The 16,373-nt window shown below is 74.4% G+C and carries 17 protein-coding genes; 13 read left to right on the top strand and 4 right to left on the bottom strand.

The genetic code is table 11. The features are described from left to right. The first annotated feature begins 7 nt into the window (after positions 1 to 7). From C1I92_RS19430 to C1I92_RS19405, 6 genes are read left to right on the top strand one after another with little or no spacing between them, the layout of a single operon-like run. On the top strand, positions 8 to 508 hold the full coding sequence (locus C1I92_RS19430) for a PH domain-containing protein (protein ID WP_233507105.1): 501 nt from the start codon (positions 8 to 10) through the stop codon (positions 506 to 508). Further along, positions 505 to 1,965, top strand: coding sequence for a PH domain-containing protein (locus tag C1I92_RS19425; protein WP_111256299.1), 1,461 nt, complete (start codon positions 505 to 507; stop codon positions 1,963 to 1,965). Before C1I92_RS19430 ends, C1I92_RS19425 begins: the two co-directional genes overlap by 4 nt. A gap of 3 nt (positions 1,966 to 1,968) precedes the next feature. Then, on the top strand, positions 1,969 to 2,391 hold the full coding sequence (gene panD, locus C1I92_RS19420; RefSeq protein ID WP_111256298.1) for an aspartate 1-decarboxylase: 423 nt from the start codon (positions 1,969 to 1,971) through the stop codon (positions 2,389 to 2,391). Between the two features lie 49 nt (positions 2,392 to 2,440). Beyond that, positions 2,441 to 4,120, top strand: coding sequence for a DUF885 domain-containing protein (locus tag C1I92_RS19415; protein ID WP_199521387.1), 1,680 nt, complete (start codon positions 2,441 to 2,443; stop codon positions 4,118 to 4,120). A 9-nt stretch (positions 4,121 to 4,129) separates the two neighbouring features. Continuing rightward, positions 4,130 to 4,492 (top strand): hypothetical protein, encoded by a 363-nt coding sequence (locus tag C1I92_RS19410; protein ID WP_111256297.1) that lies wholly within the window; start codon positions 4,130 to 4,132, stop codon positions 4,490 to 4,492. Next, the gene (locus C1I92_RS19405) at positions 4,489 to 4,899 is read left to right on the top strand and encodes a hypothetical protein (RefSeq protein WP_111256334.1); all 411 of its coding nucleotides are present in this window, start codon (positions 4,489 to 4,491) and stop codon (positions 4,897 to 4,899) included. Before C1I92_RS19410 ends, C1I92_RS19405 begins: the two co-directional genes overlap by 4 nt. Here the strand turns inward: C1I92_RS19405 and C1I92_RS19400 are convergent. Continuing rightward, on the bottom strand, positions 4,826 to 6,031 hold the full coding sequence (locus tag C1I92_RS19400; RefSeq protein WP_111256296.1) for an MFS transporter: 1,206 nt from the start codon (positions 6,029 to 6,031) through the stop codon (positions 4,826 to 4,828). The two genes, C1I92_RS19405 and C1I92_RS19400, sit on opposite strands and share 74 nt — an antisense overlap. 59 nt (positions 6,032 to 6,090) lie before the next feature. Between C1I92_RS19400 and C1I92_RS19395 the strand changes: the two genes are divergently transcribed. Further along, positions 6,091 to 7,056 carry an ArsR/SmtB family transcription factor gene (locus tag C1I92_RS19395; protein ID WP_111256295.1) on the top strand — a complete coding sequence of 322 codons (966 nt, stop codon included), beginning with the start codon at positions 6,091 to 6,093 and terminating at the stop codon, positions 7,054 to 7,056. On the opposite strand, the gene C1I92_RS19390 is transcribed toward C1I92_RS19395, so the two are convergent. Then, entirely contained in the window at positions 7,040 to 7,720 is a 681-nt protein-coding gene (locus C1I92_RS19390) for an NADPH-dependent F420 reductase (protein ID WP_111256333.1), read from the bottom strand. The two genes, C1I92_RS19395 and C1I92_RS19390, sit on opposite strands and share 17 nt — an antisense overlap. Before the next feature lie 75 nt (positions 7,721 to 7,795). On the opposite strand from C1I92_RS19390, the gene C1I92_RS19385 reads away from it, so the two are divergent. From C1I92_RS19385 to C1I92_RS19375, 3 genes are read left to right on the top strand one after another with little or no spacing between them, the layout of a single operon-like run. Then, a complete protein-coding gene (locus C1I92_RS19385) occupies positions 7,796 to 8,971 on the top strand; it encodes a sensor histidine kinase (RefSeq protein WP_199521386.1) in 1,176 nt (391 codons plus the stop codon). A gap of 2 nt (positions 8,972 to 8,973) precedes the next feature. Beyond that, positions 8,974 to 9,642 carry a response regulator transcription factor gene (locus tag C1I92_RS19380; protein WP_233507102.1) on the top strand — a complete coding sequence of 223 codons (669 nt, stop codon included), beginning with the start codon at positions 8,974 to 8,976 and terminating at the stop codon, positions 9,640 to 9,642. Positions 9,643 to 9,656: 14 nt separating this feature from the next. Further along, positions 9,657 to 9,911 carry a VOC family protein gene (locus C1I92_RS19375; RefSeq protein ID WP_111256294.1) on the top strand — a complete coding sequence of 85 codons (255 nt, stop codon included), beginning with the start codon at positions 9,657 to 9,659 and terminating at the stop codon, positions 9,909 to 9,911. On the opposite strand, the gene C1I92_RS19370 is transcribed toward C1I92_RS19375, so the two are convergent. Continuing rightward, on the bottom strand, positions 9,908 to 11,134 hold the full coding sequence (locus C1I92_RS19370; RefSeq protein ID WP_111256293.1) for an MFS transporter: 1,227 nt from the start codon (positions 11,132 to 11,134) through the stop codon (positions 9,908 to 9,910). The genes C1I92_RS19375 and C1I92_RS19370 overlap by 4 nt on opposite strands. Before the next feature lie 106 nt (positions 11,135 to 11,240). Here C1I92_RS19370 and C1I92_RS19365 point away from each other — a divergent pair, with 106 nt between their 5' ends. Continuing rightward, positions 11,241 to 12,299, top strand: a complete 1,059-nt coding sequence (locus C1I92_RS19365; protein ID WP_111256292.1) for a LacI family DNA-binding transcriptional regulator — start codon at positions 11,241 to 11,243, stop codon at positions 12,297 to 12,299. On the opposite strand, the gene add is transcribed toward C1I92_RS19365, so the two are convergent. Next, a complete protein-coding gene (gene add, locus C1I92_RS19360; protein WP_199521383.1) occupies positions 12,300 to 13,286 on the bottom strand; it encodes an adenosine deaminase in 987 nt (328 codons plus the stop codon). Positions 13,287 to 13,373: 87 nt separating this feature from the next. Here add and C1I92_RS19355 point away from each other — a divergent pair, with 87 nt between their 5' ends. Further along, on the top strand, positions 13,374 to 14,144 hold the full coding sequence (locus tag C1I92_RS19355) for an ABC transporter ATP-binding protein (protein WP_233507100.1): 771 nt from the start codon (positions 13,374 to 13,376) through the stop codon (positions 14,142 to 14,144). Between the two features lie 3 nt (positions 14,145 to 14,147). Then, positions 14,148 to 16,283, top strand: coding sequence for an ABC transporter permease (locus tag C1I92_RS19350; RefSeq protein ID WP_146605200.1), 2,136 nt, complete (start codon positions 14,148 to 14,150; stop codon positions 16,281 to 16,283). Positions 16,284 to 16,373: the final 90 nt, after the last annotated feature.

Genomic DNA, 16,373 nt, shown 5'->3' with positions numbered 1-16,373 from the left:
CGACGCCGTGGAGGAAGACCAGGACCAGCTGTTCGCCCCGCCCGGTGAGGCCTGGCAGCAGGTGTCGCGCAAGCTCGTCGCCCTGCGCCGGCTGGTGCTGGTGATCACGGTGGCGCTGGCCGGCGGCATCGCCGGGGTGGCGCTCGGGCTGATCTTCGGGCTGCCGGCCGTGCTCATCGTGGTCGGCGTCGCGCTGATCGCGCTGCTGTGGGGGCTGTGGCTGATCCCGCGCAACTGGCGCGCCTGGGGCTATGCCGAGCGGCTGGACGACCTGCTGGTCACCCGCGGCGTCATGTACCGGCGGCTGACGGTGGTGCCGTACGGCCGCATGCAGTTCGTCGACGTCGCGTCCGGGCCGCTGGAGCGGCGCTACGGTCTGGCCACCGTCCAGTTGCACACCGCCTCGCCCGCCACCGACGCGAAGATCCCCGGCCTGCCGGCCGCTGAGGCCGCGCGGCTGCGGGACCGGCTCTCGGCGCTGGGCGAGGCCCAGGCGGCCGGTCTGTGACCAGCACGCCCGAGCACGAGTCCGGCGACGCCGGCCAGAGGCGCGCCAAGCCGGCCCGGGTCGACCCGACGCCGGAGCACTTCCGCCGGCTGCACCCGCTGACCCCGCTGCTGCGCGGCTGGGGTTTCCTCGCGCTGGCCATCGGCCTCGGCGGCCAGGATGCGCTGCGCTCCGGCGAGATGGGCCGCTTCGGCCTCACCGCGCTGGCCTTCGCCGTCGTCGGGATGATCGCCGGGCTGCTGTCCTGGTGGTTCACCCGCTACGGCTTCGACGGCGACGCGCTGCGGATCGACTCCGGCATGCTGAACCGCCGGTCCCGGCGGGTCCGGCTGGACCGGCTGCAGGCCGTCGACATCAACCGCCCGTTGGCGGGCCGGCTGCTCGGCGTGTCGGAGCTGCGGCTGGAGGTGGCCGGCGGCGGCAAGGCCGAGGCGCCGCTGCAGTACCTCGCCGTCGACGACGCGGTCCGGCTGCGGGCCGAACTGCTGGCCCGGGCCGCCGGCATCGACGCGGACACGCCGGAGGCGCCGGAGCGGGTGGTGCACGAGGTGCCGCTGGACCGGCTGATGTGGTCGACGGTGCTGTCCGGCGCGTTCGTCGCCGGTGTGGTGTTCATCGCCGGCATCGGCGTCGCGTTCCTGTTCTTCCGCGACAGCGACATCACCATCGGCCTGTTGTCGTCGATGCTGCCCGGCGTGATCGCGATCGGCGCCGCGCTGTGGGCACAGCTGGGCCGCAACTTCGCCTTCGTCCTGGCCGAGTCGCCCGACGGCTACCGCATCCGCAAGGGCCTGCTCGACACCCAGCACCAGACCGTGCCGCCGGGCCGGGTTCAGGGAGTAGCGATGCGCCAGCCGTTGTTGTGGAGAGGGAAGGGCTGGGTGCGGCTGGACGTCGACGTCGCGGGATACGGCGGCGAGTCGTCCGACGACAGCCAGCGCACGTCCACGCTGTTGCCGGTGGCGACGTACGAGGAGGCGGCCGAGGTGCTGCGGCAGGTACTGCCGGGGTCCGACCCGTTGTCGGTGCCGCTGACGCATGCCCCGCGGCCGGCCCGCTGGCTGCGGCCGTTCGGCTGGAAGAAGCTGGCCTACGGCGTCGACGAGCACGTGGTCGTCGTCCGCGAGGGGGTGCTGTATCGCAACCTCACCGCCGTCCCGCACGCGAAGACGCAGAGCGTGCGGATCGTGCAGGGGCCGGTGCAGCGCCGGCTCGGGCTGGCCTCGGTGCACGTCGACACCACGCCCGGACCGGTCGACGCGGTCATCGCGCACCGCCGGCCGGAGGAGGCGCGGGCGATCGCCGAGGAGCAGGCCGAGCGGGCCCGGCTGGCACGCAAGGCCGATGTTCCAGAACAATGGATGGCGAGGTACCGGCAGCAGCCGGCGCCCCGACCCGACGGCCACGCCGACGGTGACGGCCCACCCGCCGCATCGAGCGAGCGAGACCAGGAGTAACGAGTGTTCCGCACCATGATGAAGGGCAAGATCCACCGCGCCACCGTCACGCAGGCCGACCTGCACTACGTGGGATCGGTCACGGTCGACGAGGATCTCCTCGACGCCGCGGACCTGGTGCCCGGTGAACAGGTCGACATCGTCGACATCACCAACGGCGCCCGGCTGACGACGTACGTGATCCCCGGTGAGCGCGGGTCCGGCGTCATCGGCATCAACGGCGCCGCCGCCCGGCTCGTGCAGCCCGGTGACCTGGTGATCCTGATCAGCTACGGCCTGGTTGACGACGCCGAGGCGCGCACACTGCGGCCGCGGGTCGTGCACGTCGACGCCGCCAACCGCATCGTCGGGACCGGCGCCGATCCCGCCGAGCCGGTGCCCGGCGCGCCCGCCCAGGTGCGCGGCGACACCCTCGCCGTCGGCTGACCCGCGGGGCTGCCGCACGGCTCGGTACCGCGCCAGGCATGATGACTGGGTGCCTCACGACGACACTCCCCGGGCCATCGCCGACCGTTACGTCGAGACCATCGCCGACCTGAACCCGATCGTCGGGACGGCACTCGGCATCCGGCCCGGCGTCGACGCGATGCCGGACTACTCGCCGGACGGTCAGGAGGCGGAGGCCGGCGCCGCCCGGGCGACGCTGGCGGAGCTCGACGCCGCCGAGCGGGCCGCGGCGTCGAACGGCGGCCTGCCGGTGGAGGAGCGACGGGCCGCGCGGCTGCTGCGCGAGCGGCTGACCGCGTCGCTGGCGCTGCACGACGCCGGCGAGGGGCTGCGCGAGCTGAGCAACCTGTTCTCGCCGGTGCAGTCGCTGCGCTCGGTCTTCCTGATGATGCCGGCCGAGACCGAGGACGACTGGGCGGTGATCGGCCGCCGGCTGCGCAACGTCCCGGCGGCCGCCGCGGGCCTGCGGGCCGCGCTCCAGGAGGGCGACGGGCGCGGCCTCTACGCCGCGCCGCGTCAGGTCGACACCGTCGTCGAGCAGCTCGACACCTGGCTGACGGCGGACTGGTACACCGGCTTCGTGGCCAAGGGCCCGGACGCGCTGCGCACCGAGCTCACCGCCGCCGCGGCCGAGGCGAACGTCGGGCTGGCCGAGCTGCGCGACTACCTCACCGGCGGCTACCGGGCGGCCGCCGAGGGCACGCCGGACGCCGTCGGCCGGGAGCGGTATGCCGTCGCGGCCCGCCGCTGGACCGGCTCCGACCTGGACCTCGAGGACGCCTACGCCTACGGCTGGGCCGAGTTCCGCCGCATCGGCGAGGAGATGAAGGCGGCCGCCGACGCCGTCCTGCCCGGGCACACGCCGCTGGCCGTCATGCGCCACCTCGACGAGCACGGCGAGGCCATCGAGGGCGTCGACGAGGTTCGCGACTGGCTGCAGGGCCTGATGGACCGGGCGATGGCCGATCTCGACGGCACCCACGTCGACCTCGCCGAGCCGGTCAAGCACGTCGAGGCGATGATCGCGCCGCCCGGCAGCGCCGCGGCGCCGTACTACACCCGTCCGTCGCTGGACTTCAGCCGGCCCGGCCGCACCTGGCTGCCGACGCTGGGCGAGACCCGGTTCCCGGTGTGGGGCCTGGTCAGCACCTGGTACCACGAGGGCGTCCCGGGCCATCACCTCCAGCTCGCGCAGTGGGTGCACGTGGCCGGCTCACTGTCGCGCTACCAGGTGAGCCTGGGCTCGGTCAGTGCGATGGTCGAGGGCTGGGCGCTCTACGCCGAGCGGCTGATGGACGAGCTGGGCTACCTCACCGACCCGGCGGTGCGGCTGGGCTATCTGGACGCGCAGATCATGCGGGCGATCCGGGTCATCATCGACATCGGGATGCACCTGCGGCTGCGGATCCCGAACGGCGAGACGTTCCACCCCGGCGAGGTGTGGACGCCGGAGCTGGCCCGCGAGTTCTTCGCCGCCTTCAACGGCCGGGACCCGGCGTTCATCGACTCCGAGATCGTCCGCTACCTCGGCGCGCCGGGGCAGGCGATCGGCTACAAGCTCGGCGAGCGGGCCTGGCTGGCCGGCCGCGACGCCGCCCGGGCGGCGCGGGGCGCGGACTTCGACCTCAAGGCGTGGCACATGGCCGCGCTCTCGATGGGCTCGCTGGGTCTGGACGACCTGACCGACGAGCTGTCCCGGCTCCCGTGACGGACTGACATGGTTGCCGTCGTCGACTGGGCCGTCATCGTGGCCGCGCTCGCCTACGCCGCGTGGGCGCTGGTGGCGGTCGTGCGCAACCGGCCGCCGCGCGAGCCGTACGTCGTCGGCGCCGGCGTGGTCGAGCTGCTGGTGCTGATCCAGGCGGTCGTTGCGGTCGTGCTGATGATCGCCGACGGAGCGCCGGAGGAGACCGCGACGTTCGTCGGGTACCTGCTGATGAACCTCATCATCATCCCGCTCGGGCTGTTCTGGGCGCTGGCGGAGAAGTCCCGCTGGGGCACGTCGGTGCTGGTCGTGGCCGCGCTGGTGGTTCCGCTGCTGGTGGTGCGCATGCAGCAGCTGTGGGACGCGGGCGCGTGAGCGGGGCGTCGCGCCGCGCCAGTGGGCCGGGCCGGCTGCTGATCGCCGTCTACGCGGTGTTCGCGCTGTCGGCGTCGGCGCGGGCCGGCGTGCAGATCGCGACCAGCTTCGACGAGGCGCCGGTGGCGTACCTGCTGTCGGCATTCGCCGCCGTCGTGTACATCGTCGCGACGGTGGCGCTCGCCCGGCCCGGCGCGACCGCCCGCCGCGTGGCGCTGGCCGCCGTCAGCGTCGAGCTGATCGGCGTGCTGACGGTGGGCACGATCACGGCGTTCGACCCGGGCGACTTCCCCGACGACACGGTGTGGTCGCTGTACGGACGGGGATACGGCTTCATACCGCTGGTGCTGCCGGTGCTCGGCCTGCTGTGGCTTCGTCGCACGTGGACAACCGAAGACCGGGCGTGAGCGCCAAGGTGACGGCGACCGACAGCGCAGCCATCACGGCCATGGCGATCCCGACGGGCAGCACCTGCGCGACCAGGCCGGCCAGCGTCGCGCCGGCCGCCTGCATCGCCTTCATCCCCGAGGCGTGCAGCCCCAGAGCCTGACCGCGCACGTCCTTGCCGGTCAGCGCGATCAGCCGCTCCTGCAGGAGCAGCGTCGACATGAACCCGACGGACGCGACGGCGGCCGCGCCGGCGGCGACCGCCAGGTCCAGCGGCAACACGAACAGCAGGTACGGCACCGCGAGGGCGAAGCGCAGCGGTGTGACGTAGCGCTGCCGGGTCAGCGGCGACAGCAGCCGCCCGGCGGCCAGGTCGCCGAGCAGCATCCCCAGGGCGGCCGCGACGAACAGGACGGCGGCGGCGTGCGGCGCGTAGGGGACGAACAGCGCCTCGCACCCCACGACCAGGCCGTTGGGCACCCACATCGCGAGGTAGACCGCCCGGCGGGCCGGCGACGAGAGCAGGCTCCGGTTGACCCTCCACGTGATCGCCAGGGACGGACGGCCCGAGCTGCGGGCCGGCCGGGTGCTCAGCCCCAGCCGGACGACCAGCAGCGAGCCGGCGGCCAGCGCCGCACCCACGAGCAGCGCCGTTCTGGGCGACACCACGGCGAGCAGGACGCCGCCGAGCGCGAACCCCGTCACCTGCATCGCGCCGACCGACATGTTGAGCGCCGACCGGCCCAGCACGTACCCCTTGGGCGGCAGGATCTCGTCGACGAGTCCGTACAGCACCCCGGACCCGATCGACGCCGTCAGGCCGAGCCCGAAGACCACCGCGAACATCGCCGCGAGCGGCAGCCCCGGAGCCGCCAGCACGAGGCAGCCCACGGTGGTGGCGAGCGCGACCAGCGTCATCGCCGGCCGCGGCGGCACCCGGTCGGTCACCGAGAGCAGCGTGGTGGCGCCGACCACCGCGGCGAACGACGGCCCGAACATGCTCAGCGCCGACAGCAGGGGCGACTCCGTGCGGGCGTACACCAGCGTGGCGAGGGCGAGCCCGGTCAGCGTCGTCGCGGCGACCTGCGCGCACGACGCGAGGAAGAGTGGGGTGAACTCCGGCGTGCGGAACAGTTCCCGGTAGGTGCGCATGGCAGGCAGTCTGGGCAGCGCCGTTCCGGGGCCGCTAGAGTTTCGGGTGGAGGCGAAACATGGGCATCTGGCTGATCGACGCCGACGTCCTCGCCGGCAGCCGGTTCCGCGTGTCGGCGCTGGCCGAGACCATCGCGGCCATCAGGGTCCTGACGGGGGAGCGGCCCAACCGCCCGGGTCAGCTCATCCGCCCGGCCCAGTCGCGGGCGGCGTTCCAGGCCCGGATGGCCGCCGACCCCGTGGGCCGGGCGTTCGTGCGGGACGCACTGCTGCCCACCTGGCTGGCCGACTTCCTCTGCGCGCCGCCGCTGGACGACGAGCCCACGTTCGACGACGAGCTGCGGCGCATCCGCGCGACGCCGGCCGCCGCGTTGCGTGCCGATCTGGACGGCGACGACCCCGTCCTGGACGTGCCGGACCTGCCGGAGCGCATCGCCGCCGTGCTCGACTGGGTGTGGACCGAGACGATCGAGCCGGACTGGCAGCGCCGGGCCCGGGCGTTCGAGGCCGACGCCATCGCCCGGACCCGGCGGCTGAGCACCAGCGGCTGGGCCTCGGCGCTGGACGACATGCGGCCGGGCATGCGCTGGCTCGGCGAGGGGCGGCTGCGGATCAACGCCTACGACTACCCGCCACGCGACCTGCATCAGGGGCAGCTGTTGTTCATCCCGGTCACCGGCGCCCGTGGCTGGGTCGGCTGGCGCCGTCCGCATCGCTATTCGATCGTCTATCCGTGCGCCGGCCTGCTGGCCGAGGGCCGCTCGACCACGTCCGGCGCCCTGGCCCGGCTGATCGGCCCGGCCCGCGCCACGCTCCTGAGCCTGCTCGACGACCCGATGAGCACGACCCAGCTCGTCGCCGTGACGGGGTTCGCGCTCGGCTCCGTCGGAGGCCATCTCAAGGTGCTGCTGGATGCCCAGCTGGTGCGGCGCCGCCGCGCCGGTCGCTCCGTCCTCTACTACCGCACGGCCGACGGCGACCGCCTGGTCCGCGCCACCGCCGACGGCGTCAGCGGATCACCCTAACGTTGAACCTTGCGGTGCCGAGCGCAGCCATCAGCCGCAGCCACACCGGCAGGTACATCTCGACTCCGCGGGCGCTGATGATGCCGCCGAGGTCGATGACGTCGGTATGGCCGAAGCTGGTCAGCACCTCGGTGACCTGCGCCTTCGCCGTCGCGTCATCGCCGCACACGAAGATCGAGTGGTCACCGCCGGCCAGCGTCGCCGGGTGCGCCATCAGCTCCGCGTTGACGGTGTTCAGCGCCTTCACCACGCGCGCGCCCGGATACGCCCGCTGGATCCGCTCGCCCAGCGAGTCGGTGTTCTCCACGAACAGCGTCGGCGGGCCGTCCGGCGTGAACACCAGCGGGTTGGAGATGTCGATCAGCACCTTGCCGTCGAGGTGCTCCGCGCCGGCCGCCTCGAGCACCTCCAGCGTCACGGTGCCGGGCGTCGCGTTGACCACCAGCTCGGCGACCGCGGCGGCGTCGGCGTACGTGTCGAGCCGGACGCCGGGATGCCGCTCGCGCCAGGCGGGGAACGGCGGGTTGCCGAGCTGGTCGGGCTCGGTACGGCTCATGGTGGCCGCCGGGTCCCGGGTGCCGACGTGCACGTCGTGGCCCAGCTCGTCGAACCGGCCGGCGACGGCCTGGCCGACCATGCCGGTGCCGAGTACCGCTACACGCATCGTTCGTCCTCTCCTCGGGCCTCACCCCTTGTACGGCGCACACCCTCGGAAGGGTTCCGAGTTAGCCTGCTCACCGTGAGGCGCAGGGATCGGCTGTACGCGTGGGTGCGCCGGCACCCGCTCGTGCCGGACGCTGCCATCGCGCTCGGACTGTTCCTCACCGTCGTCGTGTTCTCCGCGGCCGCCTATGACCCCGGCTGGGCGCACCTGACTCTCGGCGCCGTCATGTGCGCGGCGCTGGTGTTCCGGCGCATGCGGCCGGTCGAGTCGTTCGCCGTGCTGGTCGGCTGCGGGCTGGTGCAGTGGGCGACCGGCCTGCAGCTCACGCCGTCCGGCATCATCCTGCTGATCGGGCTGTACGCCGTCAGCGCGTACGGCTCGCGGTGGGCCAGCCGCGGCGGGCTCGCGGCCGGGTTCCTCGGCGTTGTGCTCGCAACCGCGCGCGACTACCCGCCCAGCGATCAGGAGGCCTTCGTCGCCAGCTTCGTGGCGCTGTCGGCCGTCGTGGTCGGGGCGTGGGCGATGGGCGACGTGCGGCGGGTCAGGCAGGCCTACGTCGCCGAGCTGGTCGAACGCGCGCACCAGGCCGAGCGGGAGCGCGACCAGCGGGCCCAGTTGGCCGCCGCCGAGGAGCGCTCGCGCATCGCCCGCGAGATGCACGACGTCGTCGCGCACAACCTCTCCGTGATCGTCGTCCAGGCCGACGGCGGCCGCTACGCCGGCGACCACGACCCGCAGGCGGCGCTGGACGCGTTGAAGACGATCGGCGACACCGGCCGCGGCGCGCTGGCCGAGATGCGCCGGCTGCTCGGCGTGCTGCGCTCCGCCGACGACGCCGACGGCGGCAGCGTCCGCCCGCAGCCCGGGCTGGGCAGCCTGCCCGAGCTGGTCACGTCGGTCCGGCAGGCCGGGCTGCCGGTCGACCTCGACGTCACCGGGCCGCCGCGGCCGCTGGCGCCGGGACCCTCGCTGGCGGTCTACAGGGTGATCCAGGAGGCGCTGACGAACGCGCTCAAGCACGCCGGGCCGGCCGCCCGGGCGACGGTGGCGCTGGTGTTCGGCGCGGACCGCCTCACCGCCCAGGTCAGCGACGACGGCCGGGGCGCGGCCGCGCACGACGACGGGCTGGGCCAGGGGCTGGCCGGCATGCGGGAGCGGATGACGATGTACGGCGGCACGGTGACGGCGGGACCGGTGACCGGTGGTGGCTGGCGGGTCGACCTCGACCTGCCCTACGGCGACAAGGAGTGAGCGTGCAGCCGGTGAGGGTCTTCCTCGTGGACGACCAGCAGCTGGTCCGGGCCGGGTTCCGGATGGTGATCGACTCGCAGCCGGACCTCGAGGTGGTCGGCGAGGCCGGCGACGGTGACGCGGCGCTGCACACGCTCGCCGTCACCGCCGCCGACGTCGTGCTGATGGACGTCAGGATGCCGGTCCTCGACGGCGTCGAGGCGACCCGCCGGCTGCGTCAGCGCGCCGACGCGCCGAAGGTGATCGTGCTGACGACGTTCGACCTCGACGAGTACGCGTTCGCTGCGATCAAGGCCGGCGCCAGCGGGTTCCTGCTCAAGGACGCCCCACCACCGACGCTGCTCGACGCCGTCCGCACGGTGCACTCCGGCGACGCCGTCGTCGCTCCGAGCACGACGAAGCGGCTGCTGGAACGGTTCGCCGGCCACCTGCCGGAGGACGCCACCCCGCCCGACGCCGTCTGGGCCGAGCTGACCCAGCGCGAGCACGAGATCGTCCGCGAGGTGGTCCGCGGCCGGTCCAATGCCGAGATCGCCGCGACCCTGTACGTCACCGAGGCGACGGTGAAGACGCACATCGGCCGGGTGCTGGCCAAGGTGGGCCTGCGCGACCGCGTCCAGCTGGTGGTGCTGGCCTACGAGACCGGTCTGGTCCGGCCCGGCGCGTCGTAGCTACCCTGCCGCGCATGCGCATGCTGCATCTCGGCCTCCGGGTCGCCGACACCGGCGCCGTCAACCACCTCGTCATCCAGACCGACGACCTGGCCGCGACGGTCGCGCAGCTCGCGGCGCAGGGCATCGAGGCCGAGCCGCCGTTCGACCACGGCGAGGACATGTGGACGTCGTGGCTGACCGACCCGGACGGCTACCGGATCGAGCTCGTGCAGTGGCCGCCCGGCCACCCCGAGGGCATGACGGCGGCCGACTTCGTCCAGGGCTAGTCGCGCGCCTCGACCGGCTCCGGACGCAGCTCGCGGGCCGCGGGGGAGACCAGCCCGAGCACGATGGCGGCGACGGCGACCGCGACCAGCGCGTGCAGCACGCCCTCGTGGTCACCGAGCCAGCCGAGGATGGGCGGGCCGGCGAGGAACGCGGTGTAGCCGACCGATGCGACGACGCTGACCCGGGCCGCCGCCCGCCGCGGGTCGTCGGCGCCCGCGCTCATGCCGAGCGGGAAGCCCAGCGCGGCGCCGAGGCCCCAGACGACCGAGCCGAACAGCGCGACCCAGAGCGACCCGCTGTACACGACGAGCAGCACGCCGGCGATGGCCAGGGCCGCGCTGGTGCGCAGCACCGGCAGTCGGCCGTACCGGTCGACCAGGTGGGTGCCGGCCAGCCGGCCGACGGTCATGGCGGAGAGGAAGATCGCGAAGCCGGCCGCGCCGACGGCGTTGCTGACGTCGTAGCCGTCGACCAGGCCGAGCGCCAGCCAGTCGTTGGCGATGCCCTCGACCAGCGCGGCGCACATCACCATCAGGCCGACGAGCAGCGTGCGCGGCTCGCGCCAGGCGGTGAGCACGGAGACCCTCTCGACCGGCGAGCCGTCGTCCTGGACCTCGGCGGCGTGCGGCAGGAAGCTGCGGGTGGCGACGATGGCGACGACCGTCCCGACGATGCTGACGGCGGCCAACTGAGCCAGGATGGGCACGCCGATGGCCGCGGCGCCGGCGCCGAGGCCGGCCCCGGCCACCGTTCCGAGGCTGAACGCGGCGTGGAACCGGGGCATGATGGTCCGCCCGAGCAGCCGCTCGACGGCGGCGCCCTCGACGTTCATCGCGACGTCCCAGGATCCCGAGCCGTAGCCGAACAGCGCCAGCCCGGCCGCCGTGAGCGCGACGACCCCGGCTGTGTCGGCGCCGACACCGGCCAGCGTGAGGCCGAGCGCCACCAGTACCGAGCCGCTGGCCACCGTGCGGGCGGCGCCGATCTTGCCGACGACGAACCCCGACGTGGGCAGCGCGAGGAGCGACCCCGCCGCGAGCGCCAGCAGCACCCGGCCGATCTCGCCGGGGGTCAGGCCGAGCTGGTCGCGAACCTCGGGGATGCGCGCCATCCAGCTCGCCAGCGCCAGCCCGTTGAGCGCGAACACCGTGGAGACGGCGTTGCGGGCGCGCAGGACCCTGGCCAGGTCGGGCTGGGCCGGAGCGGAGTGGTTCACGGAGATCCCCAGTGGTGAATTTTGGCGGTCGAATCGATTCGATCGAATCGATTCGATATTCTGCTATGGCGCGAGACTCGATGCAAGCACGAACTTCGTGAGGGGAGCTGACGTGGGCGAACACCGGGCGACGCTGGCGGCGGTGGCCGCGCGGGCGGGCGTGTCCCCGTCCACGGCGTCGCTGGCCTTCAGCGGCTCCGGGCCGGTGGCCGACGCGACCCGCGACCGCGTGCTGGCCGCGGCCCGCGAGCTCGGCTACGCCGGCCCCGATCCGGTGGCCCGGTCGCTGCGCCGGGGCCGCTCCGGCATCGTCGGAGCGGTCGTCGGTGAGCGGCTGCTCTACGCGTTCCGCGACCCGGTCGCCGTCGCGCTGCTCGACGGCATCGCCGAGGCGCTGAGCCCGTCCGGCACCGGGCTGCTGCTGCTCCCCGGCGACGCCGAGCACGGGTCCCCGACGACGGAGCAGGCCGGCCGGCTGCCGGTCGACGTGGTCGTGTTCGCCACGTGTGGCCGCGACGACGATCCATTGCTGGACCTGTTCATCGGCCGCGGCGTGCCGGTGGTCGCCGTCGACGGGCCGGAGCGGCCGGAGGTCACGCTGCTGCGGATCGACGACTACGGCGGTGCGGCCGAGCTGGCCAGGCACATCGCCGCGCTGGGCCATCGCCGGGTCGCCGTCGCCGCGCTGCCGCTGCGGCTGGACGGCCGCGGCGGCATGGTCGACGACGCGCGCCGGGCCGTCGTCGGGTTCGCCGACTGCCGGGCCCGGCTCACCGCCACCGAGGACGTCTTCGGGCGGGTGCCGGTCGCCGAGGCGCCCAGCAACGTCGTCGAGGAGGGCGAGCGGGCCGGCCGGCTGCTGCTCTCGGCGCCCGTCCGCCCGACGGCGATCGTCGCGCAGAGCGACCTGCTCGCCGTCGGCGTCATCCGGGCGGCCGAGGAGCTGGGGCTGCGCGTGCCCGAGGACCTCACCGTCGTCGGCTACGACGGCATCGACACACCCTGGCTGGGCGAGCGGGCGCTGACGACGGTCGTGCAGCCGATCGCCGAGAAGGGCCGGCTCACCGGCCGCATGGTCACCGAGCTGCTGGCCGGGCGGCGGCCGGCCGACGTCTTCCTGCCGGTCCAGCTGCGGATCGGCACGACGTCCACCCCACCCCCGACTCCATGATCATGGGCGGCCGGCCAGCCAGGCGTCGACGCCGGCCAGCATCGTCTCGCGGAGCGGCGACGGCGCGGCCGACGACGTGATCGAGCCGCGCGCCAGCTCCGTCAGCTCCGCGTCGGTCAGCCCGAGCACGTCGCGGCACAGCGCGTACTGGCCGGCCAGCCCGACGGCGAACAGCAGCGGGTCGTCGCTGCCGATCGCCACCGGCACGCCGGCCGCGAGCAGCGTCCGCACCGGGATCTCGCTGGCCGCGTGCACCCCGAACGGCGGGTAGGACGTCGGGCACAGCTCCAGCGCGACGCCGCGCTCGGCCAGCAGGTCCAGGACGGCGGCGTCGTCGGCGGCGGACGTGCCGTGCCCGACCCGGGTCGCGCCGAGCAGTTCGACGCAGTCGCGCACGTGCGCCGCGCCGGTGAAGAAGCCGCCGTGCGGGGTGCGCAGCAGGCCGGCGTCGGCGGCGATCCGGAACGCCGGCGCGAAGTCCCCGACCCGGCCCAGTCGCTCGTCGTTGGACAGCCCGAACCCGACGACGCCGTCGCCGGCGTACCGGGCGGCCAGCCGGGCCAGCGTCGTGGCGTGCTCGCCGGAGCGGGCCCAGCTGGACGCGACGACGACGCCCATCGGCAGCGAGGCCGCCGCGGCCGCCGTCAGCACCGCCTCGACCGCGGCCTCCAGCCCGCCCAGCGCCGGGGCGTACGACGTCGGGTCGACCTGCAGCTCCGACCACCCGCAGCCGCCGGCGGCGTCGTCCTCGGCCGCCTCGCGGACCACCCGGGCGACGTCGTCCGGGGTGCGGATGACGGCGCGGGCAGCGTCGTAGCGGCCCTGGAAGACGGCCCACTCGTGCGGTCCGCCGGTGAGTGCGGCCGGCGGCGGCGCGGCGAGGCCGTGCCGGATGGCCAGCTCGTCCAGCGTGGCCGGGCGCATCGCACCGGTGAGGTGCAGATGCGACTGGACCTTGGGCAACGTCTCGACGGGACGGGCCGGCACGTGCCGACCCTACTGCGACTTTGGTCGTACACCGGGTCCACTCGCAGGTCCGACGCGTCCGGCGCCGGCGATCGCCAGGCTGGGACCGTGAGCCTACGAACCTCTGACTTCTCCGGCGCCCCGAGCGCCGTCCTCGCGCCGGCGGTCCAAGCCGTCGGCCTGACCAAGCTCCACGGTTCCGGCGACACCGCCGTCCGGGCCCTCGACTCCGTCGACGTCTCGTTCGCGGCCGGTCGGTTCACCGCGATCATGGGCCCGTCCGGGTCCGGCAAGTCCACGCTCGTCCACTGCCTGGCCGGGCTGGACACCGCGACGTCGGGCCGGGCGCTGCTCGGCGACACCGACCTGACGGCGCTGAACGACACCGAGCTGACGCTGCTGCGACGCGACCGGCTGGGCTTCGTGTTCCAGGCCTTCAACCTGCTGCCGACGCTGGACGCGGAGGCCAACGTGCTGCTGCCGCTGAAGCTGGCCGGCGAGCGGCCGGACCGGCGCTGGTTCGCCGAGGTCATCGACGTGCTCGACATCGGCGACCGGCTGCGGCACCGGCCCAGCGAACTGTCCGGCGGCCAGCAGCAGCGGGTCGCCGTCGCGCGGGCGCTGATCAACCGGCCCGAGGTGATCTTCGCCGACGAGCCGACCGGCAACCTGGACTCGCGCTCCGGCGGCGAGGTGCTGGCGATCCTGCGCACCAGCGTGCGCGAGCTGGGCCGGACCGTCGTCATGGTGACGCACGACCCGGTCGCGGCGTCGTCGGCCGACCGCGTCGTCATGCTCGTCGACGGGCACGTCGCCGGCGAGATCGCCGACCCGACGCCCGACGCCGTCATCGACGGCCTGCGCCGGCTGGGAGGCTGACCGATGCGATCCGTCGTGCTGGCCGGGTTGCGTGCCCACCTGCTGCGGCTGGTGCTGACCGGCCTGGTCGTCGTGCTGTCGGTGGGTTTCACCGCGGCGACCCTGATCCTCACCGACTCCCTCGACGCGGGCACCCGCAAGGAGCTGGCCGCCGACGCCGAGGGGGTCGATCTCGCGGTGCTGGCGCCGTCCGGCGGCACAATGTCGCCGGACGAGGTCGCCGCCGTTGCGGGCGCCGACGGGGTCGCCGCGGCTGCGCCTCAGGGCGGAGTGGCGCTGCACACCGTCGACGACGACGGGCGGATCGACCCGTTCGCGTCTGCCCTGCTGCTGGCCGCGTCGCTGGACACCGAGGTGCCCGACGGCGGTGTGCTGCTGGACGAGCGGTCGGCCGACCGGCTCGGACTGGCCGCGGGCGACGAGATCACCGTGGCCGCCGAGGGCTCGACCGACCTGGTCACGCTGCCGATCGCCGGCCTGACCGAGCTGTCCGCCGACGGCGTCGACGACCTGGAGCTGACCGCCGGCTGGGACCTTCTGCGCGAGTTCGCCGACCCACCCGGCGCGTCGCGGGTGGACCTGCGGCTGGCCGGCGACGCCGACGCGGCCGCCGTCCGGGCCGGGCTGGCGGCCGAGTACGACGTGGTCACCGGGAGCGAGCTGGCGCAGCAGCTGGCGAGCTCGTCGTCGCAGCGTGAGGCGTTGCGGATCCCGCTGCTGATGCTCGGCGCGGTGTCGCTGATCGTGGCCGCGTTCGTCATCGCCAACACGTTCCGGATCCTGGTCGCGCAGCGCACCCGTGAGCTGGCGCTGCTGCGCACCGTCGGCGCGACCCGGCGGCAGGTGCTGCGCGGCGTGCTGGCCGAGTCCGCGGCGATCGGGCTGGCCGGCAGCCTCGTCGGCATCGCGGCCGGTGCGCTGACGGCGCAGGTGACCGGCTCCGTGCTGGGCGAGTCGATGGTGCTGACGGTGACCGGGGCGACGCTGGCGTGGTCGGTCGCGATCGGGGTGCTGATGACCGTCGGATCGGCGCTGCTGCCCGCCCGGGCGGCCACCCGGGTGTCGCCGCTGGCCGCGTTGCAGGCGGTGCCGGACGGCGCGGACAGCCGGACCGCCGGCCGGGCCCGGGTCGTGTTCGGCCTGCTCGGGCTCGTGGCCGGCGCGCTGGTGCTGCTCGCGGGCGCAGCGTCGGGGACGTCCGGTGGCGGGGCCGGGCTGATCCTCGTCGTGTTCGGTGCCGCGGTCTGCTTCCTCGGGCTGCTGATCCTCGGCCCGAAGGTGGTGCCGCCGCTGGTCCGCGTGATCGGCGCTGTGGCCGCCCGGCTGGCCGGCGGATCCCGCTCGACGGCGGAGCTGGCGACGGCGAACGCGGTGCGCAACCCGCGGCGGGTCGCGGCCACGACAGCGGCGCTGCTGATCGGTGTCACGACGGTGGCCGGCTTCCTCACCGTCGTGGAGTCGTCCCGGCAGAGCGTCGACGTGGTGGTCGACGGGCGGGTGCCGGCCGACTTCGCCGTCCGCACCGCCGCCGACGAGCCCATCCCCGGCGACGTCACGCGGGCGATCGAGGAGCTGCCGGAGGTCGGCACCGTGGTCGAGGACGGCACAGACCAGCTCGCCGTCAACGCCGCCGACGGGGTCGACAGCGACGACGCGCGGGCCGCGATCGTCGCGGCCACCGAGGGGCATCCGGAACTGTCCGTGCAGAGCTTCGCCCAGCGGCGGGCCGAGTTCGAGGAGGAGCTGAACGAGGCGGTGAACCTGGTGCTGGCGATCCTCGCGCTGGCGCTGGTGATCGCGTTCATCGGGATCGCGAACACCCTGTCGCTGTCGGTGCACGAGCGGACCCGGGAGATCGGGCTGCTGCGCGCGCTCGGCCTGACCCGGCGGCAGACCCGCGTGATGCTCGGCGTCGAGGCGGCGCTCATGGGCGCGGTCGCCGCGGTGGTCGGCTCCGTGGCCGGCGCGCTGTTCGCCTGGGCCGCCGTCGCCAGCATCGACCAGCTGGAGTTCGTCGTCCCGTGGGGGCAGCTCGTGATCAGCGCCGCCGTCGCGACCCTGCTCGGCGTCCTGGCCTCGATCGCACCCGGCCACCGCGCCGCCATGACGTCCCCGGTGATGGCGCTCGCCGCGGAATGAGCCCCGGCCCAGGCGCGGCCCGGAAGTGATCTAGCCTGGACGCGTGACGGAGGAACGGCCGGCGCGGCTCGACGTCGGGATCGTGGGCAC

Origin of the sequence: Jiangella anatolica (assembly GCF_003236295.1) — a bacterium.
Taxonomy (GTDB): Bacteria; Actinomycetota; Actinomycetes; order Jiangellales; family Jiangellaceae; genus Jiangella; species Jiangella anatolica.
This window is presented reverse-complemented; position numbering and strand designations above follow the sequence as displayed.